This window comes from Shewanella sp. SM68 (assembly GCF_025653925.1).
Lineage (GTDB): Bacteria > Pseudomonadota > Gammaproteobacteria > Enterobacterales > Shewanellaceae > Shewanella > Shewanella oncorhynchi.
The window spans coordinates 41,089-66,186 of sequence record NZ_JAKKRU010000014.1 but is presented as its reverse complement, the minus strand read 5'-3'; the positions used below and the strand labels follow the sequence as shown (position 1 = coordinate 66,186).

Sequence of the window (25,098 nt, the reverse complement as noted above, 5' to 3'; positions counted from 1 at the left end):
GATGTTTTTCAAGCGAGAACAACCTAAGCCTCTTCAGTGCCACAAACATTGCAGCGGGCTTGTTTCGGTAACTTCATCTCGCGAAACTCCATCGTCATCGCATCGATCATCAAAATGCGTCCCGCTAAGGTTTTACCCATGCCAGTAATCACTTTGATAGCTTCAACCGCCTGCAAACAACCTATCATACCGACTACAGGGGCTAGGATACCCGATTCAACGCAGCTCAGTTGTTGCTCGCCAAATAGGGCGCTAAAGCAATGATAACAAGGCGTTTCGCTGTGATAATCGAACAGAGTGACCATGCCTTCCATCCGAATTGCCGCGGCAGACACTAAGGGCACTTTATGCTTAAAACAGCTGAGATTAAGTTGCTCGCGCACACTGACATTATCGGTACAGTCGAGCACTAGGCCGTGATCGGCGACTAGGGCGTCAATCTCATGATCATCTAATACTGCATTGATAATGTTGATCTTAATAAAGGAATTGAGCTGCATGAGGCTCTGTTTAGCCGATTCGACTTTAGGCTGGCCGACATTGGCATCTTGATGCAGCACTTGGCGCTGCAAGTTGGATAATTCAACTGTATCAAAATCGACCAGTGTCAGCTCACCAATACCCGCAACCGTAAGGTACTGGCTGGCGGCACAGCCCAAACCGCCAGCGCCTATCATCAGCACTTTGGCTTGTTTTAAGCGTTCTTGACCGTCGATATCCATAGCCTTGATGGATATTTGGCGGCTGTATCTTAAGAGTTCGCTGTCGCTGAGAATATCTTTTGGCACATTCATTGGGATTTTCCTAGCAAAGCACGCTGTTAAATGGCTCGACAGTCACTTGGGTGCCAGCGGGAGTATCACCTTGGAATTGCTCCAATAAAACGAAACAGTTTGCTAAGCTCATCGAAGTCAACATGCCAGAACCTTGGCTACCAGTAATGGCAACTTCAAGTTTACCTTGTGCATTACGGCTTAAAATGCCCCGTTGATATTCGACGCGGCCCGGTTGTTTACGCACAGGCTTGGTGAGCGTAGCGTCTAACATCAAAGGTGCAACTGGGGTTAACCCCTGCATCTTGTTCAGTATTGGCCAAACGAGTTTGTAAAACGTTACCATAGAAGACACGGGATTCCCTGGCAAACCACAGAATATCGCTTTGCCGATACGGCCCATGGCAAAGGGCTTGCCTGGTTTGATGGCGAGTTTCCAGAAGGTAATTTTGCCTTCCTCATCAAGAATTTGTTTGGTGAAATCCGCTTCACCGACCGACACGCCACCCGAGGTTAATACCATGTCGGCTTGGCTGGCAGCATGGCGAAATGCCTGACGTATGGCTTCAGGATCATCGGCTATTACGCCTAAATCAAGCCATTCCACGTTAGCGCGGCTGAGTAAGCCTTGGATCGAGTAACGGTTTGAATCGTAAATTTGTCCTAGGGCTAATTCGCTGCCAACGGGACGCAGTTCATCGCCAGTGGAGAAAAAGGCCACTTTAAGCTGACGATAAACTCGCACTTGGCTAACGCCAATCGTGGCTAACACCCCGAGTTCGGCGGCACCAATTTGAATGCCAGCACTGAGCACTTTAGTGCCTTGGGTGAGTTCTTCACCGCGGCAACGCACATTGGCGCCTTGCGCCCTAGGGTGGCGGATATGAATAATCTCACCTTCAACCTCGGCTTCTTCCTGCATTTGCACTGTGTCATAACCTGTAGGCACAGGCGCGCCCGTCATGATCCGCACGCAGGTATTAGGTTTGGCTTCACCTTTAAAACCATGGCCAGCGAAGGAATTGCCGATAAGGCGCAATGCGGTCTGATTGGTTTGCGTATTTAAGTCGACAAAACGGAAGGCGTAGCCGTCCATAGAGGAGTTGTTAAAGGGCGGCAGGTCTATGCAGGAAGCTAAATCTTCTGCTAGGACGCGGCCAAGGGCATGGGGAAGCAATACGACTTCGGTGTCTGACACTGGGCTAACTTGCTCGAGCAAAAGGGGAATAGCTTGATCTGGATGCATTAAGCTAGGTTGCGAACAAGGATCGGCTGTTACGGACATTAGGGTCTGCCTTATATGCAATGGGTCGTAATGACGCTGAATGAATTTCCACCTGATTATGACTGGCTATTATGCCACGGTGATCTGGGATGGCTATGATTTGCATGTGAGTTTCTGTGATAGGCCAGTCAGTTTTTTCTGCCACTTTGGGCGATAACCTCGCTAGAAGTCACACAATTTACTGCGCTAATTCGAGGGTTGAACGCGAGTCGATGAACAAATGAAAATCATTTTTATCAATGAATCATTAACTTAGCAAGAAATCCAAAGGTAAATTTTGTTGCTTTTGTCGACCCCCTTGATGACAATGTCCCCCATGATTCAGTTCGAATGCAAAAGAGGATTTACTATGCTGTCTGCAACTATGATCGAAAAGTTGAATGAACAAATTAATATGGAGTTCTTCTCCTCAAATTTATACCTGCAAATGAGTGCGTGGTGTGAAGATCAGGGATTTGAAGGTGCAGCTAAGTTTATGCGTGAGCACGCGGATGAAGAAATGGGCCATATGCGTCGTCTGTTCACGTATGTGAGTGAAACTGGTGGCTTACCTTTGTTAGGTGCGATTGCGGCGCCACAGTCACAGTTCGATTCTTTACTGGCGTTGTTTGAATTAACCTATGAGCATGAGCAGCTGATTACCCGTCAGATCAATGCCTTGGCCCATGCCGCATTTTCGAATCAAGATTACTCAACCTTTAACTTCTTACAATGGTATGTCGCTGAGCAGCACGAAGAAGAAAAGCTGTTTAAGTCGATTGTCGATAAGATACGTTTAGTGGGAGAAGATGGTAAGGCACTGTTCTTTATTGATAAAGATTTAGCTAAGCTAGCCTCTAAGGGTGGCGAAAGCATAATGAACGGCCAAGGCCAACCACAGGCTTAAACCCGTTTTATTTGCCACAAAAAAGCAGCCTAGGCTGCTTTTTTGCTCTTTATCGTTTTATTTTTTATAAGCTTAGATATTCACGCATTTATCTTGATAGCCATCATTCAACAGTGCTGTGTGCTTGATGCGTAGCAAGGGAGTGATTTCATTGAAGGGGAGCGGCTTGGAGATCAAATACCCTTGAGCGAAGTGACAACCTAAATCTCGTAGGAAGTGCCACTGTGCTTCGGTTTCTATGCCTTCAGCAACTAACTCCATTTCTAGGCTTTGCCCCATCATGACAATCGCTTTGACTAAGTTGGCGTTCGAGTTATTTTCGAGGGCATTTTCCACAAAGCTGCGGTCGATTTTAATCACTGAAATCGGGAATTTTTTTAGATAACTCAGGGAAGAATAACCCGTGCCAAAGTCATCGATATAGATTTGCGAGCCTAAATGACGAATAGACTCGAGCGTGCTCAAGCAATGGCTGGCATCGCCCATCAGCATGCTTTCAGTGATCTCAATATGCACATTTCGTGGGTTAACGTGGTGGCGGTTGAAGCACTCTTGCAACACTTGGTCGAACCCCATACCGCGTGTATTGATACATTGGCGGCTGGAAACATTAATCGCGACATTGATATTTAAGCCACTTTTCTGCCATTGCCTCAGGTCATGCATGGCTTGGTTGAGCACCCATTCGCCCATAGGCTCTATCAATCCAGTCTCTTCGGCTAATGGGATAAATTGATCCGGCGGGATCAACCCAAGCTCGGGATCTTGCCAGCGGATAAGGGCTTCGACGCTGCAGACACTTCCGGTTTGCATATCCACGATAGGTTGATAATGCAGGGCAAATTCATTTTGTGCCACGGCACGGCGTAGACGTTGTTCTAACTCCATCCGGGCGAACATGGCTTGATTCATACCCGCGGTGAAGTATTTAAAATTGTTCCGTCCCGCATCTTTGGCTTGATACATGGCGGTTTCGGTATTGCGGGTGAGTGAGCCAGTATCTAACCCATCTTCGGGATAGACGCCAATACCAAAGCTGGCCGAAATCTGGATCTCGCGGTCATTTAAGTTAAATGGCATACCTAAGGTTTCAATGATTCGGGTTGCCATGTGTTCGATGGCGAGTTCGTTAGTCAGTCGTGGCAAGATAAGCACAAACTCGTCGCCACCGATACGTGCGATAAAATCTGTTTTCCCCGCAATGCCTTCTAAGCGCTTTGCGACATCTTTAAGTAATAAGTCGCCAGTGGCATGGCCTTGTACATCATTGATATATTTGAATTGATCCAAATCAATCAGCAAGATAGCCAGCTTGCGAGAGTCATGCTGCGCCACATGGATTTCGTGCTGCAGTCGTTCATTGAACAGCTTACGATTAGGCAGCCCAGTTAACCCATCGAAGTTGGCCTGATACCAAAGATCCTGCTCATATTGCTTACGCTTACTTATATCCATAAATAAACCAATATGTTGGATTATTTTACCTTGCTCATTTCGCACCACAGTAATCGCTAGATACTCGGGATACACTTGGCCATCTTTGCGTTTATTCCAAACCTCACCCTCCCATTTCCCTTCTTTTTGTAGTGATTCCCACATGGCGGTGTAAAAGTGCTTAGGATGACGGCTAGAGCTGAGTAGGGAGGGACTGCGGCCTTTCACTTCTTCCAATGAATAGCCCGTAATGTGGCAAAAAGCGGGGTTGACCAGTTCAATATGGTTGTCGGCATCTGTCACCACTATGCCTTCGGCAGAATAGTCAAACACAGCTGCAGCGCGGCTTAGGGCATGGTTTGCTTTTTGCCGTTCACTAATCATACGGTTCATGGCACGGGCCATGCGGGCGAGTTCATCTGTGCCTGAGACTTGGATATTAATATTGAGCTGTGGATCTGCTGCCATTTGCTGCATGTCATTGGCAATCTTAGTGATCTTATCCATAAAATTGCGGATGATCTTTTGTCCAAGCCAAAGTGTGATGGTCGCGGTGAACAAAGCCGAGAACAAGTATAAGCCGAGTAAGATTAAGGTGTGGTTTTGTTGATATTCGCTCTGCTGCGCCATGTTCTTGGTGATATTTTGCGCCAGCAAATGTAGTTGATTGATACGCTGAGTGGTGAGATCCCACCACTCCTGGCTATCAATTGGATGTGGCGGCATTAATAGTTGGCTCATCGCTTGGCTTAATTTGTCCTCACTGGCTGGGACTTGCGCGATGGCTTTGATCTCCATCATCGGCAAACCTTGCTGCTTCAGTTGCTGCAACTTGACCATGCTGAACTGGTATTGATCTATGCTGTCCTCAATGGTTTTCAGCGCTGCCTTAAATTCGGGTAGAGAACGAGTCTCGTGACTGAGTTCATCCAAATTAAGCTGAATCGTCGCAAGTGCTGCATTAAATTTTTGCAGTGAAATCTCATCGCCCTTAAGCAAATAGTCCTGAAAACTGCCCATTAAGCCACCGAAACCTAAGTAGGCATTAATATTTTGTGCCAGAGCGCTAATGCGAGTTTGTTGTTCAATTTGCTTGCTGATTTGCAGAATGCGTTGATTTTCTGGTGAATCTTGTAGGTTTTGTAGTAAGGACCTTCTATCGGAAATTGATGCATTACTTGCGTGCATCACGGCTCGCTCATATTCATACATGAAGGAGATTATGGTGCGGTAATCATTAATATTGAGTGATTTGCTGAGCAGTAATTGATTGATGGCACTTCGTTCTTTTACGGCCAACTCCTGCACCATAAGTAGGTTCAATAGATCGGTATAGGCACGGGACTGACTGATTTCGTTGGTTTGTAACTGTAATAACTGAATGAGCTGCAAAAGCTGAGTGTGGAATTGATTATAGAGTTCCGTAAACTGACTCAGTGTTTCGTCTGTGTGGTTTTGGTGAACGTTAGCGAGTTTGTTGCCTGTGAGTTTGAGCGTATCCAACAATGCGTTCATTTTGTTTGCTTCAATACTTTTAGGGTCGAGCGCCTCCAGAAGATGCTCTAAAGGCTCACTGTTCAGTAACGCATCGAGTGCTTTTGACCTAGTTGCTTGTTGCTGTAATAGCACTTCATCGGTTGGTCGCTGATTTGTACTTAGACCATATTCGTTTTGCAACTGATAGAGTAGCTCAGTGATTTGTACCGTCGTTTGTACCGCAAGATGGTTGTGCTTGGCCGAGTGTGATTCCTTTATCAAGTCATGCATGCGCGTCAGAATGAAAAAGCTCATCATTAATAATGGGACTAACGAAAACAGAATGAGCTTTTGCTTCAAACTGAGATGGTGTAGCGCTGACGGCATTAAAGATCACTCCACTCGTTCGCCTAGGCAGAAAAAGAAAATTCAACGTAATAACGTTGAATCCGAGTTACAAATAGGACTAGGCACAGGGTGAGGATATTTAACATAGGCGGCCAGCCACCGCGACCTTTAGTTTATGGATATCTAATCTAGGTCACGAAATTAAGCAAATTGTTATATATCATGCTAAGAGACTATTTTTATTAACCTATTTTGCACCTATCAAACAAGCATTTGCTTTGTCTGTGATGTGAAGCAGTATTTCATCATTCGAAAGAATGACTTGTTTAACTTTACCTTTCATCGGTTTTTAGTGCATTAGGTGGAACGCGATTGTTAACGGTAAATCTACTTAAATAAAAAGGACGTTTGCCGCAGCTAAACGTCCTTCTATTTAAATCAATGCCCTAGGTTCAGGCGATTGGCGCGTTATCTAGCCGACATTGGCCAGCAATGATTTGCGATAAACGACAATATCTTCAATCGTCAACACGGGTATATTGTGCTGAGCACCGAAGGCAATAATTTCGGGTAAACGCGCCATAGTGCCATCGGTGTTAGTGACTTCACACAATACGCCAGCGGCTTTTAAACCCGCGAGTTGCATTAAATCAATAGTGCCTTCAGTGTGACCACGGCGGGTCAATACCCCACCCGGTTGGGCGCGAAGTGGATACACATGGCCAGGACGAGCGAGATCACTTGGCTTAGCGCCATCGGCAATCGCCGCTTTAATGGTGGTCACGCGATCGGCGGCAGAAACGCCAGTCGTCACACCGACTTTAGCTTCAATACTCACAGTAAACGCAGTGCCGTATTGGCTCGAGTTGTTTTCCACCATAGGGGGCAACTCGAGGGCTTTGACTTTTGCATCGGGTAAACACAGGCAAACAATACCGCTACATTCACGGATGAGCATGGCCATTTGAGCGTTAGTCAGCGTCTCGGCAGCGAAAATTAAATCGCCTTCGTTTTCTCTATCTTCGTCATCGACAACTAACACACCTTGGCCTTGACGCAGGGCATTAAGACCCGCTTCAACGCGTTCGATAGCAGTACCAAAAGGAGCAAGTAAAGACTGATTCATGGTTAATATCCTTAAATAAACGACATTGGAATATCCAGAATCAGGGCGTGCAGAAATACAACGTAATCAAACCAAAAGGCTCGATTTTGCTGTAGCAATATCACTTCACTTGGGGTGAAGTTATTGCAAAACATGAGGCTAACACTGCAATACATAAGTGCGTTGCACTTAAATACCGCAAGGTGTTGTCTTACATTCTCTTCCATCCGGACTCAGCACTGTCGCCATTAAAGCAAACAGTCCATTACCGTCGGCTCTGGAATAGTCAGCTTTGCACTAGGCAAAATCTAAGGCACCAGATCTGCTGACCCCGAAAGTGATTTCGGGCGCTCGCGGGCTTTGGGTGTCGCTCAGCAAAATAATCACTTAGTCGTTACCCATTTACCGCCGGTGGGGAGTTTCACCCCGCCCTGAGAATTTGCTTTTGAGCCATTTGCGCTCAAAAACGCGGTTATGTTGCTCTTATTTACCGCGAATGGCAACTTCTCGCGTTCAATGTTTGCGCTAGTGCACACCTGACCACTATCATACTGAACACATAAGCTAATTGACTGGCCGTCGCATTCTTCGACGGTCGTTATGGACGTCACAAGGACGTATAAATGCGCTCTCTGCTACTCACTTTAGGTATTGCTATGCTGTTATCCGCTTGTTCGACCTCCAAAGGGCAAGTACCCGCCCCGGTTGCTGAAAAAATTCCCCATGTGATGACTTTACATGGCGTAACGCGTACCGATGATTACTATTGGCTGCGTGATGATGAGCGCAAAGATCCTAAAGTGTTGGCCTATCTCAACGCTGAGAATCGCTATACCGCGGCTTATTTCAAACCATTAAAGCCGTTGCAAGATGGTCTTTATAAAGAGTTAACCGAGCGTTTAGTCGCCGATGAGTCGAGCGTGCCGTACCAATGGCATCTGCACAGCTACTATCACAGATACCAAGAGGGTAGCGAATATCCGCTGATCAGCCGTAAGGGCGCCGATGGTGTTGAGCAAGTGATGCTCAATGTTAACGAGCGAGCTAAGGGCCATGAGTTTTATGGTTTAGGCGGCGCCAGTGTCAGCCCAGATGAAACCATGTTGGCCTTTGGCGAAGATGTCCTAAGCCGCCGTGTATATCACATCTATTTTAAAGACTTGGCTTCGGGCGACATGATCACCGACGTGCTTGAAAATACCGAAGGTCGCGTAGTGTGGGCGAACGACAACAAGCATGTGTTCTATATCGCCAAAGATCTAAAAACCTTGCTGGGCTATCAAGTGTATCGCCACGAGCTGGGCACTAAGCAATCGAGCGATGTCTTAGTGTATGAAGAACAAGACGATTCATTTTATATCTCACTTGGCAAAACCTTAGATGAGTCGCAAATTGTGTTGTTCCAAGAAAGCACCACGACGAGTGAAGTGTCTATTCTCGATGCCAGCGAGCCTTTAGGTTTATTCAAGCCAGTATTAGCGCGGGAAGAAGGCCACGAATACAGTGTGTCTAAGCTGGGTGATACTTATTACATTCTCACCAACTGGCAGGCGACTAACTTCCGTTTGATGAAAGTCGCCATTAAAGATGCAGCGGATAAATCTAAGTGGCAAGAAGTGGTTGCGCATAATCCCAATGCCCGTATCGAAGACGAGTTAGTGCTCAAGGATTATCTGATTATTCAGACCCGTGAAAATGGCCTAACGCGGATTAAAGTGATGCCGCTCAATGGTCAAAAGCCCTTCGAGTTGAGCTTTGATGAGCCTGCTTATGTGATGGGTTTAGAGATTAATTCCCAGCAAGACAGCAATAAGTTACGCATTTTCTACTCCAGCCTAACGACGCCAGAAGCCGTATACGAATATTCGCTGGTGAATCCCGATAGACGTGATTTATTAAAACAAGATCAAGTCTTAGGCGGCTTCGATGCCAGCCAGTATCGTGCCGAACGGATATTTGTGACGGCCCGCGACGGTGCAAAAGTGCCCGTCTCTTTGGTATATCGCAAAGATAAATTCAAGAAAGATGGCACTAACCCTCTGTATCAATACGGTTATGGATCTTACGGTTACACAGTAGAACCCGATTTTTCTTCATCCGTTATCAGTTTGCTCGACCGCGGTTTTGTGTATGCCATCGCCCATGTGCGCGGCTCAGAAATGCTAGGTCGCCCTTGGTATGACAATGGTAAGCTGTTGAATAAGCAGAATACCTTCAATGATTTTATTGACGTAACAACGGCATTAACGGCGCAAGGTTATGGCGACAAAAACAAGGTAGTTGCCTCTGGCGGCAGCGCGGGTGGTTTGCTAATGGGCGCGATTGCTAACCAAGCGCCGGATAAGTATTTCGCCCTTGCAGCCCATGTGCCTTTTGTTGATGTGGTGACGACTATGCTGGACGAGTCGATTCCGTTGACGACCAATGAGTACGACGAGTGGGGCAATCCGAACGAGAAAACCTATTTCGATTACATGCTGAGTTACTCGCCCTACGACAATGTCACCGAGCAAGAATACCCACACATGCTAGTGACGACAGGTTTGCATGATTCCCAAGTGCAGTATTTTGAACCCGCCAAGTGGGTCGCTAAACTGCGCGATGTACAGAATAAGTGGTACAAGATGGATGATAAGGTGTTGTTATTCAATGTGGATATGGAAGCTGGCCACGGCGGTAAGAGTGGTCGCTATCGCCAATACCAAGACACAGCCCAAGAATATGCCTTCTTCTTGAGTCTGTTAGGTATGGCGAAGTAGGTCATTCGCAAGTGACTGGCTCAGCCCTCTGGTATTTGTATTTAGTCCGCTGCGCGAACGGGCATTTATATACAGGCGTCACCACAGATGTCACACGACGCTTTAGCGAGCATCAGTCGGGTGGCATCAAATCCGCTAAGTATCTGCGCGGTAAAGGTCCGTTAACGCTGATGTATCAAGAGCAGGTTGGCAGTCAGGGTGATGCACTGCGGCGTGAGATTGCAGTTAAAAAGCTGAGTCGCAGTCAAAAGCTGGCATTGATTGAATCTGTCGAACATAGTGCGATATGAAAGAGCAAAATCCTGTTAAGTCTTTGGTATTTGAATACAATGATTAAGCACTGGAATGGCAGTGCTTAATAGCTTAATGATTAATTTCCATAATAAATCAAGTGGTTAAGATTTCATCGCCACCAAAGACTGGTCTGCATTGGGGTTAGAGAAGTAAGAATTGAAAGTTAAAAAATGCCACTGGCCGGTTTATTGCCGGATTTATTATTGGGGTGAGTCGATTTTTTCTTCTGCTGAGTGATAAGTTTGTCAGCTATTGGTATTCTGAAATCCATTCAACGGTTTAAGAATGCCACTTACACAGATCTTTTCACGCTCTCGAACTACATGTCCGGCCTTTTTCTATGCTTAATTTACAATCCCTGGTAGGGCTTCTCTTAAAAGTTCCAACTCCTTTTTGTTTGCTTTAATCCAAAGTTTTTTCAAGTTTGGTATCGAAGCCAAGATTTCTACTGTCTCTTTAGTCTTAATTACATTTGTTTCAACAAGATACAACGCAAAAATATTTTTATTTCCACGCAACTCGTCAATACTGGACAACTGTGGGTTTCCACTGAGGTCTAAAATTTTTACGCTGTCCAGCGTTGAAATGATAGAACCCAAATCTAACTTTTGACATTTATTCAAAGATAAGTAGCTTAAATTCTGGGTGTTTCCGGTAATTTCAGAGAGTTTGCTTGCATGGGACACACTTAATGATTCAACTGAGTCTGAGCATAAATTAATTGACTCTAATGAACGAACAATGGAGCAGTTTAATGAAATTGCGACATCAACTTTTAGATTAATAACTTTGGAGTTGAATATATTTACATGCTTAATCCCATCAACCAATTCAGATGATTCATTTTGCTCAATATAACCTTTCCGAATGAATGCCATTATGGCTTTCCAATCATCTCGCTGCCATTCAGTGTTATATACATAATCCAATATTGGCAATATAGAATCGAAGGTAGGTAATGAATTTTCCCATCTCTGCCATTCTGAAACATTTTCTGGTGCTAACTTTATATATTTCTTAAAAGATGAAATGTCCATATTATCACTTAATTAAAATTGGGTTGTTGAATTTAGAACGTTGATCTCTTCCGGTATATTTTTGCATTTCTTTTGAGAAGCGGCTCTAAATTTTGATGATTTATTCTGTCACGCTATCCCTTTACTCACTCTTATTTGAGCTGACTAAAGCTTTAAAGCGAAGGTCACTCTGCTCAGAGGGGTAAGTGCCTCGGCTTTGGTGAGATATTGCATAGTGATGTGGATAGCGTCTTGATGGTGACTAAATTCCCTAAAAAGACGCTTTGCAATCAGCAGATTTAATTGATGTGCAGCTAATGAGGCATGCTCATGTTTTATCTGTAAAATAACCTCTTTTAGGGAGATAGGTTGAATTTCTCCCAAGGTTATAAGAAAGGCTTTTGCGACAGTTCTGGCGTGTGAGAAATAGTCTGATCGCGCATCTAAGGCGTAAATATGCTTGAAAATGTGTTTGGCTAGGGCTTTATTGCCGTTGCGGTAAAAAGATTCGCCATCAAAACAAATATCCCCTAGTCCTTCCATTATCTGTCTAGGGTTATCTGATAGGGAAAGCGATTCAATTTCTCTTTGGTATTCCGAAAACTGATCCATATTCTCGACCTTACTGGCACTACAGTGTGACTTTTCGACTATTGAAGTGGGAAGGCTGACAATCTTAGCAAATCCACAAGGTTAAAGCGTAACGGTCTGAATAAAATCAATCTCATTTCTGCAAACTCAAGCTTAATTTCGGTATAAAAAAATGCCACTACAAGGGGTTAGTGGCATAAATGCATAAGTCGGGCTTAAGCTTAAAAGGGTGGGTAGAAGACTGACATCTTGGCTGGGAACCGTTGCAACATCAGCCTCTACGCCGGGAAGTGGGTAAAACCTTTGGGTGTAGGGTAGTAAAACAGCGCGTTATTGCATGCTCACTGGGCCGTCGATTTTGTTAAATGTCACATCGCCAGAACCTGCCGCAAGAATCGTTAATCCCTTAGTGTTAAAGACATTAATGTTGCCTGAGCCATCTGTGATGGTCACAGCACTTTGCACATTGGCGACCTCGATGTTGCCCGAGCCGTCATCAATTGCGATATTGCCGCGAATATCGGTCACCTTGATGGCACCAGAGCCATCTTCAATGGTTAGGCTGCCGTTGATTTGGCTGATTTCAATATCACCTGAGCCATCCTCTATGTTGATATTGTTACCACCGTTGATAGTGAGTTCACCCGAACCGTCTTTGACGTTCATGTCCGACGTCATCTTGCTGATCAAAATAGCCCCTGAGCTGTCATCAATATCCAGTGTAAAGTTCGCAGGGACTTGCAGTTTTAGGTCTATATAGGGCGAGTCATTGTTAGAATCTGTTTGCTCAAAGTTGGCCTTGAGCTTGGCTTTATTGGCTTTTTTCTCAAGGGTGAGAATGACTTTGCTGTCATCGTTGCCGTCCTTATTGCTATAGATGTCGGCGACGAGTTTAATTTGGCTGAGGCCTTCGACACCGATAATTTCCAAACTGCCTGCGCCAGTTTCTGCAATCAGGCCTTGTAAGTCTTGGCTATCGAGTGTGAGTTCGCGTTGCTGGTGGTCTAAGTCTGGCATGCCTGCAGCGTTCACATTAAGAATGCAGCCAGTGAGCGATACTCCAGCAGTAAAAAACACTATAAAAGCGAGGGTGAATATAAATGGGCGTAGTGACATGTTAGCTTCCTTGTTTATCTGGCACTCGATTTTTTGGGTGAGTGCTGAGTCGTCTTGCGATGAATAAGACATTGCACAGCCCATGCCAATTTTAAGTTTCATTTATAATCAATTGGTTAAGCTGAAAGTGTCCGAGGTTCACTGTGCGGACATGTCCGCTACATGGGTGATTTACTCATAGATTAGTGAAATTGCTCATTTATTAAGTTAGTTTAAGCTCCGTAAGTCACGCGGAATCAAAAATACAAAAAAGACAAGAAGGGATGCTGATGGATTATTTAACAACAAACAAAACGGCTTGGGATGCGCGCACTCGGGTACATTTAACTTCTGATTTTTATGATGTGGCGGGCTTTCTTAGTGGTAAGACTTCGCTGCGGGAAATTGAGCTAGGTGAACTCGAGGTTGCAGGTAAAAGTTTGCTGCATCTGCAATGTCATTTCGGCTTAGACACCTTGTCGTGGGCGCGAATGGGATCGAGAGTCACTGGCGTCGATTTGTCAGAGGTCGCGATTGTTGAAGCGCAAAAGCTGGCAGAACGGACACAGTTGTCCGCTGAGTTTATCTGTAGCGATGTTTACAGTGTGGCGAGCAAGGTTGAGCCTCACGATATTGTGTTTACGTCCTATGGTGCCATTGTTTGGCTGCCGGATTTAACTCTGTGGGCGCAGACAGTGGCTGCCTGTTTAACACCCGGCGGACAGTTTTACATGGCCGAGTTCCATCCTGCGCAGCAGCTATTCGATGGCTATAGCTATTTTAATCGGGGTGAGCCAGACATAGAGCAGGAAGGCACATATACCGAAAATACCGGTGATGATCAGCAAACCTTAATGTGCTGGTCGCACAGTTTATCTGAAGTGATCAATGCATTATTGCAGGCGGGCTTAGTGTTGGAGTTCTTCCACGAGTTTGATTTCAGCCCCTATAACTGCTTTGAAGGGCTCGAAGCGCAAGCCGATGGTCGTTATGTGTTAACACACCAAGGGCAGAATGTGCCCTTGGTGTACAGCATAAGCGCGCGTAAGCCCGCTTAATCACAGCCTTTTGTAATCGAGATGATCAGCGACTACGGTAAACCGGATACTTAAGGTATTGGTTATCGTAGTAAGGGCTACGTTCATAGAACCAGCGTAGGCGTGCCTCAGGATCGGCGGCAAACTCGGCATTGGTCAGTGCTTTGTCGAACTCAGCTTGTAGCTTAGGATCATCTTTTAGCATCTTGGCCGCCAGTGGCTCTACCGCATAATCTTCAATGTATTCAGTGCGAGTGAAGATAGGATTGAAGAAACCCCATTGCAGTAAAGAATCTGGTGATTGCGGCTCAAGCAGTAAAATCGCCAGATCGCCTAGCGGTTGATCTGTACTGATTTTAATGGTGCCAGCGGGCAGAGTAGTGCTGACTTTGGTTAACTCTGACTCGGCTTTGACCGTTTGGCGGCCCTCAAAATCCTTAGTGTTAAACACGGGATTGCTGAGGGTATATTGCTGCAATTTCAACTCGGTTGGCTTTTTGAGTGTGGTCATGCGAATGCCATGCACGTTAAGACGATCAATCACTTGAGTCCATTGAGCGGGAATATAGTAAGCACTCGGACGAGTGACCTTAATGTCGGGCACTGTTTCAGCCATCACAGGCAAGTTAGGGTAAAGCTTAGGTTCACCTGTCCAGCGCACAACTTCAGCGCCACTGATGGGGCTCTTTTCAAGTTGATAATCTATGCCTTTAAAATCCCAGCCTTTTTCTAATGGTGCTAATTTCCAAGTAAGGGTGATTAGCGGTGAGGCGCGGTATTTATCTTCTTGAATCGCACTCTTAAGTTTCGTCGCCTGTTCACCCACGGTTTTGAGGGTTTGCGCTAACATCACATAAGTGCCGAGCACCCTTTGCTTAAAGGGCTTTAGGCTGTGGTTTTCAACCAGAATGGTGGGCAAATGGCGAGCATCGCCATAACCGTTAGAGAAGCGCGGGCTTGGATTCCACAGCGACATGCCTTTGTTAATATCGGCGTTATCCACGGTAAAAATCAGTGCGCCGGGAATATGGCCTTGTTCCGTTAATGCCGCTTCAACTGCAGGTCTGTAGCTGTTTTCGAGCCAGCGGTAACTGGCTGGGCTTAAGCCTTGGGCGAGGTTATAACCAAAGGTGACATCGTATTGATAGTCGATGCCGTCAGTAACATGCACATCGATATACAGATCCGGTTGCCATACGTTGATTGCACGCAGCATGTGCTGCATTTCTAAGCTGTCGGCCTTAGCATAATCGCGGTTAAGGTTGAGATTATTAGCCGTAGTGCGCCAGCCCATATTCACAGGGCCACGTTGATTTACACGATTAAATTCGCCGCTGCGCTCATGGGCATCAACACTAAAAATAGGCACAAACAAGAGGTTGGCTTTATCGAGCAGGGCACTTTTATCGCCTTGGATAATGTCTCGTAGCAGCATCATGCCGGCATCCTTACCGTCGATTTCTCCTGCATGAATTCCCGCCTGCACTAGCACTGTCGGTTTAGTGTTTTGTTTGAGGCGTGCCGATTCATTAATGCCTTCACTGCTGACGATATACATCCAAATATCGCGCCCTTGTGGGCTCTTACCTAAACTCACCTTTTGTAATTTATCTGTCTCGCCCGCGAGTTTATCGAGCCAAGCGATAGTGGCATCGTAGCTTGGACTTTCAATACCGCCACTTTGCTCAAAGGGAGTCGCCCACTCGCTATCAACACTTAACATGAGCGATTCGCTGGCGCCATGCCAAGTGATGCTGGGCGGTAAAATCGCATCGTTGACAAAGGTGTTGGCTCGTTCAGGAATGGGCGCTGGTTGTGCTTCTGGCGCCGTAACTGTGGTATCGGCAAGTACATTAGTCGCAGTTTCAGTTGCTTGGCTATTCGCTGCTGGACTTGCATCCTGTGACGTTGTGATTACTGGGGAGCCAACTGCCAATGTTTCTGTGGTAGAGGCTTGCGCCATAGTGGCTGCCGGAGTTGTTTGGGCTGTGGTTTTCGCATCATTGGCAAAAGCATTCCCAGGGGACAGATTGCCCGTAGAGAGACAGGCAATGGCGATAACGGAGAAAGAAAACAAGCGCATGAAAAGAGTCCATCTATCGAATTTTTATTAGGACGGTATCTTTTCATTAAACGCCCCGTTAACGCAAGGGCGGTTAAGGGTTATCCGGTATTTCTGACATGGATTTAAGCACTAAGCGGAATGGGACAAATCGACTAAGCCGTTTTGTTGGGCGTTATCTGAGAAGCTGGCCGCTTGTGATAGGCAATGTCGATAATGGCAATGTCTTTATAAAGTGCTTCGACGGCAATCGCGAGCTGATAAATCAGCCAGCTATAACCTGTGAGTGCAAATCCCTGCGGCACTTGGTCGTTTACGGCGGTCACTGGATCAGCGGTTGATGCTTGAGTGGCTGCGACTAGGGCAAGCTGGAGTCTGTGTTGTAATTCTTGATCTAAGCATTCTGGTAGTGTCGGTAATTGTTGAGCTTTACCCGCTACAAATTCTGCAAGTTGTTGCAAATAGAAGGCAAGCTCAGAGGCAACCGCATTAATCTGCAGATAGGCGTCTTTGTCTTCTTCCTGCCAGCGGGTTAAGGGTAAGAGTTCGAGTAAGGTGATTAAGCGCACTTGTTTATTGGCTAACTGCGACAGTAGCACTTTGTGTTTTTTGAGGGTTTGACTTTCCCATTCCAAGGAGAAAAACAGTTTCTTTTGAGTGAGTACGGCCTTCATCGCAGCCTCTAGTCTAGCGCGAAAATCGAGCTCATGATTGGCGGGTGCCTTAAGATGCTCGGCTAATACTTCGGCCATATTGTCGATGGCATTGGTGAGTTGGGAGCGCCAATCTTGTTTAGCTTTAATCGGAAAAATGAACAGTGAGACCAAAATAGCAATCACGCAGCCGGAGAGGATGTTGGCCGTGCGCCATAGTGCCTCAGAGGTGTCATGGTTGGCGTCGCCGACGACGATTATGATGGTAAATCCGGCCACTAAATAGGCATAGCTGTAACGTCCGGCCGAGATAAAACAAATCAAGCTAACGGCTAAGATCAGCAGGCTCATGATTAGCCAATAACTGTCCACGGTGGCAACTAACATCACCCCATAAGCTGAGCCTAAACAAGTGCCTATCGCCCTTTGTAGCGACTTTTCAATCGCGCCGCCTACCTGAGGTAAACTCATCATAATGATCACTATCGTGACCATGCTCCAAATAAAATGCGGTGGCGCCCAAATGGCATTAATAGTGACAGCAACGAGTAAGGCTAGCCCGAGCTTTAGGGCGTGAATTGAGCGGAAATGGCGATAGATAAAGTCGGCAAAGGGTGTGGCTGGGGCAAATACAGACATAGGGCAAAATTCCTTTGAGCTAACTTAGCGATGTTAATCTGGTGGCAGTATCGCAGAAAAACCGTGTCACTTGCGGCCATAGCGCCATAAAGAAATGTAAATTGCGAAATCTAGCAAATTGAGCTTAGTGGATGGCGCGGGAGAGATCACATTAACACTCAGATTAAATAGGCTTAACTTATGCGTGTAGAGGCAGGCCATTATACCGTGCTGCAGATATAAAAAAGGCTTGAATAAGCGTTGCCTATTCAAGCCTATATTCAAAGTGTTTGAGTTAGCTTAAGCTGCGCTCACTATCCGCTTTAACGTCAACTTCTGTGTATTTATCCATAATCAAGGCACAAGCCGCATCGCCAGTGATATTGAGTGCGGTACGGATCATGTCAAAAACCCTGTCTAACGCAAACAGCAAAGGTAAACCATCGATAGGAATTCCTGCAGCTAACAGCACTGCCACCACTAAGAAGGATGGGCCTGGCACACCAGCTTGACCAATTGCACCTAAGGTTGAGGTGAAAATAATGGCCGCATAGGCTGTCATCGATAGATCAACGTTATACATTTGGGCGAAGAACATGGCCACTAAACCATAATAAATCGCGTTGCCGCTCATATTAATGGTGGCGCCTAACGGCAGTACAAAAGCCGTGGTTGCCTTAGAGACTTTAAGATCTTCCTCACAGGTTTCCATATTCACTGGCAGAGTCGCCATTGAAGAGGCGGTCGATAATGCCATCACCTGTGGTTTCTTCATTGCCGAAATAAACTGGCGCGCCGACACTCTTGAGAAGAGTTGTACCACTAATGGGAAGAAGATAAAGCCGTAGATCAGAATCGCAGCCACAAACACGGCGAATAACTTAAACACGACTTCTAGTGCATCGAAACCGAAGGTACCGACAGAATCGGCCATCAAACCAAATACACCGATAGGGGCAATGATCATCACGCAGTTGATCATCCACACAAAGGCATCGACGACTGTGTTGAGTGCGGCCAAAATAGGCTTAGCGCCATCGCCTTTAACTTTAGTCAGTGCGATGCCGAAGAAGATACTAAAGACTAAGATTTGTAATATGTTACCGCCGTTCAGCGACTCGAACACATTGGTTGGGATCATGCCGATAAAGGTATCCATTACCCCGGGTAATGCGCCATGTTCCTTGGTTACTTCCATCAAGTCTGTGCTGCTGTGGGCGGTAAAATCAACGCCTGCACCCGGTTGGAACAGATTACCCATCAAGAGTGCAAGCACAACGGCAAAGCCCGACGTGACAATAAAAAAGCCGAAAGTGCCAATGCCAATCTTACCCGCCGATGGGCTATCGCCTAAGCTCGCTGCTCCGCTGATGATAGAAACCAATACCAGTGGTATCACTAGCATTTTGATTAAATGGATGAAAATGGTTCCGAGTGGTGCAAACACACTTGCACTCTCACCCATCATAAAACCCACCAGTGCGCCGATAATCATGGCAATAACCACTTGCACACCAATGTTACCTAATAAACTCTTGCTCTTCATTCTTGCGAAACTCCCCAGTTGCCGCAGCATTTTGTGTCATGCACAGACGATTTGAACCTAGATGACTCAAGCTTTAGTGATTAAGGCTTACTCTAGGCTAAAGGTTCACTCTATGTTAAAGGCAAATGCCCGACATTTTTGACCGAGTAAAGTACCACAATTGCATAGCAGGGGATTGTGAAACATCACTAACCTTGGTTTCAAAATAACCAAAGTCTAAATCACGCTAACGTTAAATGAGGAATGCTTAAATTTATGCGCTTAAAAATGAATAAAGCTTATTTATTTGTGGGATTTTAACTGCCGAATTGATGAATTGTGATTTTTACTTTGATGGGCGCAGATATCCTCTCGTATTCTTTGGGCGGCTTGAGTCGTTGGTCACCCATCTTTTATTTGTATGAATCATGAGAGTGGTTAATAGCTAAAAAACCTCCATGACCATTCAACTCTGTGACTCACTCTGTTTTCCCTATGACAACTCCATTTCGAGGACATTATGAACATCACCTCATTTTTTGGCCCGCCCGAATCGTTACAGTGCTGGATAAGAAAGTGCGTCGAACAACCTGGATTAAGTTATTGGCTGGTTTATCAAGATCTTGATGAAGGTGAATCCCTGCAACTGACCACTCCATTATTCCCGATAGTGAATGATATGAGAGACCTATTGGATGACGAAATCGATGCCTTTGAGGATAGCTTAGGCCGGAGTGACTATGGTTATCTGCTAAACATGGATCAAATCGAGGATGTGATCGATAACCTGATGCAGCAAAAAGCTCAGCCCAGTGAACAGGAACTGCTTGAAGCTATTATCTTTTACTATGAGCGAGATGCGTTTATAGATATTTAAGTGTTTATTTTTATTTTGTTGTTTCTATATAAAATAAAATTACGTGTTGTTAGCGGTAAAATACCGACGGTTAACGTCGGCATTTGCGTTTAAGGCGAGGTAATAAGTTGTGCACCATTTAGTGGTTATTGAGGTATTGAGCGCCTGTTTATTATGAATTCAATTTCGCAAGCACTCTGAATACCTCTTGAACGCCCTAAGGCATTGCGGGGAAGGAGAGCGAGCTGCCAATCCCTAGAGGCAAGCCAAAGGCCCAGTAAGCCAATAAGAAACCGCTCCAAAGTAGGAGAAAACTGATTGAAAATGGCAACATCAGCGCCACTAAGGTGCCTATGCCTGATTCCTTAACGTATTTTTGGCAAAACACCACAATTAACGGAAAGTAAGGCATCAGTGGGGTGATGATATTAGTGGATGAGTCGCCCACTCGGTAAGCGGCTTGAGTCAAATCCGGTGACACACCTAGTTCCATTAACATGGGTACCATAATGGCGCCAATCAATGCCCATTTGGCTGAGGCGGAACCCACTAATAGATTGACGAACGCCGTGAGAAACACAATTCCCACCAAAGTCACACCCATAGGAAGGGCTAATTCCTTTAACGCCAACGCGCCTTTAATGGCCATTAATGCGCCTAAATTGGATTGACCAAAAGCATAAATAAACTGGGCGCAGAAAAAAGCCATGACGATGTAATAACCCATGCCGCTCATGGATTTGCTCATGCCTTGAATAATGGCTCTGTGGTTGTTTGCCGTGCCAGCGGCATAGCCATACACGATGCCGGGAATGAGGAAAAACACAAAAATAATCGCCACAATGGAGCGCATTAATGGCGCTGAAGCACTGGTTAGGGCGCCGTCAGTAGCACGCCAAGCAGAATGTTCACCATAGGCGGTTAATACTAATCCTAATGCACACAACAACATGGCGGCCATGGCGAATTTGAGTCCGCGGCGCTCATGGGGTTGCAGTTCATCTAGGGTTGGGAGCGTGCTGGGATCGCCATTCACCGCAGTGTTTTTTAGGCGCGGCTCGATAACTTTATCCGTTAAGAACCAGCCAACTAAGATAATTAAAATGGCAGAAGCCGAAGTAAAAAAGATGTTATTTAGTGGGTTAATCGTTAATGTCGCGGCCGCGGGGTCGGCTGATAATCTTGCCGCTGCCTGAGTTAAGCCCGCTAGCATAGGATCAAGGCTGGATGGCACGCCAACGGTCGCAGAAAAACCACCGGATACGCCAGCGAAAGCGGCGGCAATACCGGCTAAGGGATGACGACCCGCGGCATAGAAGATCACCGCGCCGAGTGGGATAACGAGTACATAACCCGCATCAACCGCGACATGGCTCAGGATACCCACGGCTATCAATACCGGGGTGAGTAACATCTTGGGGGTAACAGATAAAATCGAGCGCAGGCCAGCATTAATAAAGCCAGTATGCTCAGCAACGCCAAGCCCCAGCATAGCAACCAGCACGACACCTAGCGGCGGGAAAGTCACAAAGGTGGAGACTATGTTCGAGGTAAATGCAGTCAGTGCGCCGCCTTCGAGCATATTGACGACTTGAATCGGGTTGCCAGTACGAGGGTCGATTTCATCAAAACTGACACCCGATAATCCCCAAGAGATCAACCAGACTAAGCCCAGAAACATCGCAAATAATACTGCGGGGTCGGGCAGTTTGTTGCCGATGACTTCGACGCCATTGAGAAATCGCTGGAATCCAGTGACAGGTTTATGATTTTCCATTTGGGTGCCGCTTCCTAAAAATGATGATTGTTATCGGCGATTATAAAAACGCAGCATTAATTTAAGCTTGGTTTAACTAATCGATAAGAAATAAAACACATAAAAATCTATCGCAGTGGCTTTAGTGCGGGTGGATTTAATCATCACTAAATCAATTTAGCCGCAAATAAAAAGCGCGGGTTCATGACTGAACCCGCGCTTTTTTACTCAACAATGTGTTTGATTACATTATCCGAATGGATCCGCTACGCGCTTATGCCTTTGGACCTGCGTTACGGATAGCGTCTGACACTTGATACTTAGCGAAGTTTTTAGTGAAAGCTTCTGCTAGTTTCTGGGCGTATTCGGCATATAGCGCTTTATCGCCCCAAGTGTTGATTGGGTTGAGTAAATTGCTGTCTACGCCTGTGACTGCCACAGGAACGGCGAGGTTCAAGGTGTCTAAGTGGACAGTTTCCACATCTTTCAATTCACCGCTGACAATCGCATCGACGATGGCGCGGGTGGTTGGGATATCAAAACGTTTACCTACACCGTGTGGACCGCCAGTCCAGCCTGTGTTGACTAAGTACACTTGGCTACCGAATGACTCAATGCGCTTCATCAACAGTTCTGCGTACACGCCAGCAGGGCGAGGGAAGAAAGGTGCGCCGAAGCACGTTGAGAAGGTGGATTGAATCGCCGAGGTTGAGCCGATTTCAGTCGAGCCCACTTTGGCGGTATAGCCAGATAAAAAGTGGTATGCCGCTTGTTCTTTGGTCAGGATAGAAACCGGTGGTAATACGCCAGATACGTCGCAGGTTAAGAATACAACCGCATGTGGCTCAGCGCCGCAGTTGTCTTCTTTACGTTGGGCGATGTGCTCCAGCGGATAGGCTGCGCGAGTATTTTCCGTTAGGCTGCTGTCTTTGTAGTTAGGTACGCGGTGTTCGTCCATAACGACGTTTTCAAGTACAGTGCCGAAACGAATCGCATCCCAAATCACGGGCTCATTCTTCTGGCTTAAATCGATACATTTGGCGTAGCAACCGCCTTCAATATTGAATACGCCGCCAGGTGCCCAGCCGTGTTCATCGTCACCGATAAGGAAGCGTTTTGGATCGGCAGAGAGTGTGGTTTTACCTGTGCCAGATAAACCGAAAAATAGCGTAGTGTCGCCATCTTTACCTACGTTGGCTGAGCAGTGCATAGGTAGCACGCCTTGGGCTGGCAGTAGGAAGTTTTGTACTGAGAACATAGACTTTTTCATTTCGCCAGCGTATTTCAGGCCAGCGAGCAGCACTTTACGTTCGGCGAAGTTTAAAATCACGGTCGCATCTGAGTTAGTGCCATCACGTTCTGGTACGCAAACAAAGTCAGGGGCATTGATGATCTGCCACACTGGTTTGTCTTTACGATTAAATTCTTCAGGAATGATAAATAGATTGCGGGCGAACAGTTGGTGCCAAGCGTATTGTGTGGTGACTCGTACTGGTTGGTAATGTTCAGTGTCGGCACCGACTTCGAGATCAGATACAAACAGTTCTTTATCGGCTAGGTAAGCTTCAACCCGTGCCCATAAACCTTCAAAAGCACCTGGATCGAAAGCCTGATTGACTGGGCCCCATTCGATATCAGCTTCTGAACTGGGTTCTCTTACAATGAAACGATCGCCAGGTGAGCGACCGCTGCGAGCGCCTGTTTTAGCAACTAATGCGCCATTGGCTGTCAATTCACCTTCGCCGCGTAGCAGGGCAAATTCGACAAGTTGTGCTGTTGAGGGGTTAAAGTGAACGCGGTTTAATCCATCCGCCATAGTGAGGTCTCCATTTGATTTGTAAGGTTATTTTAATATCGATCGTCTGCCGATTTAATTTTATTTATCGCCTGAGTCGTGCTAGGTGACAAAGTGAGGGCGATTGTAGCCTAAGCCGAGTGCAATGTGTGAGGGGATTATAGGTATGAATAAAAAATGGGCGCCAAATAGGGCGCCCATTTTTTAGCGGGAGTCGTTTTACTGCTGGGTTGTTGATGTTTGACCGTTAGCAAATAAGGTTGCTACGTCTATGGCATCAAAGGTGTATTTAGCGTGGCAATATTCGCAACCCATTTCTATCTTGCCATCTTCGGCGAGTATGGCTTCGATTTCTGCTTGATCTAAGGTTTTGATCGCGCCGGCACTGCGTTCATGGGAACAAGTGCATTTAAAGCTAACATCGATAGGATCAAATAAGCGTACTTCTTCCTGATGATAGAGGCGATGTAACACGCTTTCTGCATCAAGAGTAAATAGCTCTTCGGCCTTGATGGTCGACGTCAGTTGGCTCAAGTGTTCGAAGTCGGCGTTGTGATCTTGCTGGCTTGGCAGAATTTGTAGGAACATGCCCGCCGCTTGTTTGCCGTCGGCAAATAACCAAATTCCTGTTGGTAACTGTTCAGATTGATTGAAGTATTCTTCAACACAGGCCGCAAGCGTTGGCTTGTCTAGTGCAACGACACCTTGGTAGCGTTCACCTTCATCGGGTGTTAAGGTGATGACCATATAGCCTTGGCCGAAGAGTTCTGTGAGGCTAGCATCATCGGCGAGTTCAGCATTCCAGCGAGCCACACCGCGTAACTCTTGTAAATTGTTACCGTTGATCACCGCTAAAGAAACAGGGCCGTTGCCTTGTAACTGTACGCTGATATCACCGCTAAATTTCAATGTAGCGGTTAATAGTGAGGTGGCTGCCATTAATTCACCCAGTAGCACTTGCAGTACGGCTGGGTATTCTTGGGCGCTGATCACTTGTTGATAGCTGTCTTGTAACTGCACCAGTTCACCGCGCACATCGGCATTATCGAACAAGTAGCGGTGTAAAGTATCTTGGTTCATCGTGTATCTCACTGTTAAAGGTCTTTAAAGCGCATGAGCTGGCGTCGTTGCTTTTTATCTGGTTTCTGATCGGGTATCGGGTTATTGAGCATGTGGAGGCGTCGTTGCTCAGCATTAATGGCCCGTTTAGCCAGACTTGTCGCGGTTTCTTCGTACAATTCTTGTGCAATCGAACCACTTTGGCGTAATTGCGATAATTTTTTTATGACGATCTCTTTATCGTCATATCCTTGGCGTATCTTAAGGACGGCGCCTATCTCGGCATTCCTACTAGATTTGGCACGCTGGCCGTTGTAATGTACTTTGCCGCCGTTAATCATTTCTTTGGCGATGGCACGGGTTTTATAAAAACGTGCAGCCCAAAGCCACTTATCGAGTCGAATGTCTGTTTTATCGCTTTGACCTTGAGTCATAGTGTCTCCAGCTAAAAGATCGATGAGTTCACATGCCGAGCAAGAAAATGCGTCAAGAGCATTTCTATTATGTTAAAGGGTGGCGTGCTTCACACCCTTTTATGGCGGGCAAAGTTAGCATAATTGGCCTATTTTCGCCAATTTGAATGCTGTTATGGGCTTGTTGCCAAATGCTGCCTAGGTTAGCATGAGACGGTAATCGCCTAATTATTATAATCAGAACAGAGACCTGTATCGAGGG

General features: G+C 46.1%; 18 protein-coding genes, 1 pseudogene and 1 riboswitch. Of the genes and pseudogenes, 5 read left to right on the top strand and 14 right to left on the bottom strand.

The window, feature by feature from the left end; genetic code table 11:
• Window positions 1–23 precede the first annotated feature (23 nt).
• Window positions 24–794, bottom strand: coding sequence for a molybdopterin-synthase adenylyltransferase MoeB (gene moeB / locus L5M40_RS19245; protein WP_263257085.1), 771 nt, complete (start codon window positions 792–794; stop codon window positions 24–26).
• Between the two features lie 10 nt (window positions 795–804).
• A complete protein-coding gene (gene glp / locus L5M40_RS19240) occupies window positions 805–2,058 on the bottom strand; it encodes a gephyrin-like molybdotransferase Glp (RefSeq protein ID WP_263175878.1) in 1,254 nt (417 codons plus the stop codon).
• A gap of 349 nt (window positions 2,059–2,407) precedes the next feature.
• Between glp and ftnA the strand changes: the two genes are divergently transcribed.
• The gene (ftnA, locus tag L5M40_RS19235; RefSeq protein WP_105250975.1) at window positions 2,408–2,944 is read left to right on the top strand and encodes a non-heme ferritin; all 537 of its coding nucleotides are present in this window, start codon (window positions 2,408–2,410) and stop codon (window positions 2,942–2,944) included.
• 72 nt (window positions 2,945–3,016) lie between these two features.
• On the opposite strand, the gene L5M40_RS19230 is transcribed toward ftnA, so the two are convergent.
• Complete coding sequence (locus L5M40_RS19230) at window positions 3,017–6,241, bottom strand: EAL domain-containing protein (protein ID WP_263175877.1); 3,225 nt, start codon at window positions 6,239–6,241, stop codon at window positions 3,017–3,019.
• Window positions 6,242–6,674: 433 nt separating this feature from the next.
• On the bottom strand, window positions 6,675–7,328 hold the full coding sequence (ribB, locus tag L5M40_RS19225; protein WP_105250977.1) for a 3,4-dihydroxy-2-butanone-4-phosphate synthase: 654 nt from the start codon (window positions 7,326–7,328) through the stop codon (window positions 6,675–6,677).
• Window positions 7,329–7,518: 190 nt separating this feature from the next.
• Window positions 7,519–7,750: riboswitch (FMN riboswitch) on the bottom strand.
• 180 nt (window positions 7,751–7,930) lie between these two features.
• On the opposite strand from ribB, the gene L5M40_RS19220 reads away from it, so the two are divergent.
• Window positions 7,931–10,066: a S9 family peptidase gene (locus L5M40_RS19220; RefSeq protein ID WP_131525666.1), complete on the top strand. Its 2,136-nt coding sequence runs from the start codon at window positions 7,931–7,933 to the stop codon at window positions 10,064–10,066.
• Window positions 10,067–10,086: 20 nt separating this feature from the next.
• A pseudogene (locus L5M40_RS19215) lies at window positions 10,087–10,356 on the top strand (GIY-YIG nuclease family protein); the annotation flags it as partial.
• Window positions 10,357–10,704: 348 nt separating this feature from the next.
• Here the strand turns inward: L5M40_RS19215 and L5M40_RS19210 are convergent.
• The 3 genes from L5M40_RS19210 to L5M40_RS19200 form a co-directional block, all read right to left on the bottom strand.
• A complete protein-coding gene (locus tag L5M40_RS19210; protein WP_263175875.1) occupies window positions 10,705–11,397 on the bottom strand; it encodes a hypothetical protein in 693 nt (230 codons plus the stop codon).
• Between the two features lie 144 nt (window positions 11,398–11,541).
• Entirely contained in the window at window positions 11,542–11,988 is a 447-nt protein-coding gene (locus L5M40_RS19205) for a hypothetical protein (RefSeq protein ID WP_263175874.1), read from the bottom strand.
• Window positions 11,989–12,297: 309 nt separating this feature from the next.
• Complete coding sequence (locus L5M40_RS19200) at window positions 12,298–13,083, bottom strand: hypothetical protein (protein ID WP_263175910.1); 786 nt, start codon at window positions 13,081–13,083, stop codon at window positions 12,298–12,300.
• Window positions 13,084–13,352: 269 nt separating this feature from the next.
• Here L5M40_RS19200 and L5M40_RS19195 point away from each other — a divergent pair, with 269 nt between their 5' ends.
• Window positions 13,353–14,120: a class I SAM-dependent methyltransferase gene (locus L5M40_RS19195; RefSeq protein WP_263175873.1), complete on the top strand. Its 768-nt coding sequence runs from the start codon at window positions 13,353–13,355 to the stop codon at window positions 14,118–14,120.
• Window positions 14,121–14,145: 25 nt separating this feature from the next.
• Here L5M40_RS19195 and L5M40_RS19190 read toward each other — a convergent pair whose 3' ends face one another.
• The 3 genes from L5M40_RS19190 to L5M40_RS19180 all read right to left on the bottom strand — a co-directional run bounded on the left by L5M40_RS19190 (window position 14,146) and on the right by L5M40_RS19180 (window position 18,978).
• A complete protein-coding gene (locus L5M40_RS19190) occupies window positions 14,146–16,182 on the bottom strand; it encodes a M14 family metallopeptidase (protein WP_263175872.1) in 2,037 nt (678 codons plus the stop codon).
• 134 nt (window positions 16,183–16,316) lie between these two features.
• The gene (locus L5M40_RS19185) at window positions 16,317–17,453 is read right to left on the bottom strand and encodes an FUSC family protein (protein WP_263175871.1); all 1,137 of its coding nucleotides are present in this window, start codon (window positions 17,451–17,453) and stop codon (window positions 16,317–16,319) included.
• Window positions 17,454–17,727: 274 nt separating this feature from the next.
• A complete protein-coding gene (locus L5M40_RS19180; protein ID WP_131525701.1) occupies window positions 17,728–18,978 on the bottom strand; it encodes a dicarboxylate/amino acid:cation symporter in 1,251 nt (416 codons plus the stop codon).
• A 499-nt stretch (window positions 18,979–19,477) separates the two neighbouring features.
• Here L5M40_RS19180 and L5M40_RS19175 point away from each other — a divergent pair, with 499 nt between their 5' ends.
• Window positions 19,478–19,834 (top strand): hypothetical protein, encoded by a 357-nt coding sequence (locus L5M40_RS19175; protein ID WP_263175870.1) that lies wholly within the window; start codon window positions 19,478–19,480, stop codon window positions 19,832–19,834.
• Window positions 19,835–20,030: 196 nt separating this feature from the next.
• Here L5M40_RS19175 and L5M40_RS19170 read toward each other — a convergent pair whose 3' ends face one another.
• The 4 genes from L5M40_RS19170 to hslR all read right to left on the bottom strand — a co-directional run bounded on the left by L5M40_RS19170 (window position 20,031) and on the right by hslR (window position 24,857).
• Window positions 20,031–21,590: an AbgT family transporter gene (locus L5M40_RS19170; RefSeq protein WP_263175869.1), complete on the bottom strand. Its 1,560-nt coding sequence runs from the start codon at window positions 21,588–21,590 to the stop codon at window positions 20,031–20,033.
• Between the two features lie 253 nt (window positions 21,591–21,843).
• Complete coding sequence (locus tag L5M40_RS19165; RefSeq protein WP_173497001.1) at window positions 21,844–23,385, bottom strand: phosphoenolpyruvate carboxykinase; 1,542 nt, start codon at window positions 23,383–23,385, stop codon at window positions 21,844–21,846.
• 198 nt (window positions 23,386–23,583) lie between these two features.
• The gene (gene hslO / locus L5M40_RS19160) at window positions 23,584–24,444 is read right to left on the bottom strand and encodes an Hsp33 family molecular chaperone HslO (protein WP_105250990.1); all 861 of its coding nucleotides are present in this window, start codon (window positions 24,442–24,444) and stop codon (window positions 23,584–23,586) included.
• A 14-nt stretch (window positions 24,445–24,458) separates the two neighbouring features.
• Entirely contained in the window at window positions 24,459–24,857 is a 399-nt protein-coding gene (gene hslR, locus L5M40_RS19155; RefSeq protein WP_105250991.1) for a ribosome-associated heat shock protein Hsp15, read from the bottom strand.
• Between the last annotated feature and the right edge of the window lie 241 nt (window positions 24,858–25,098).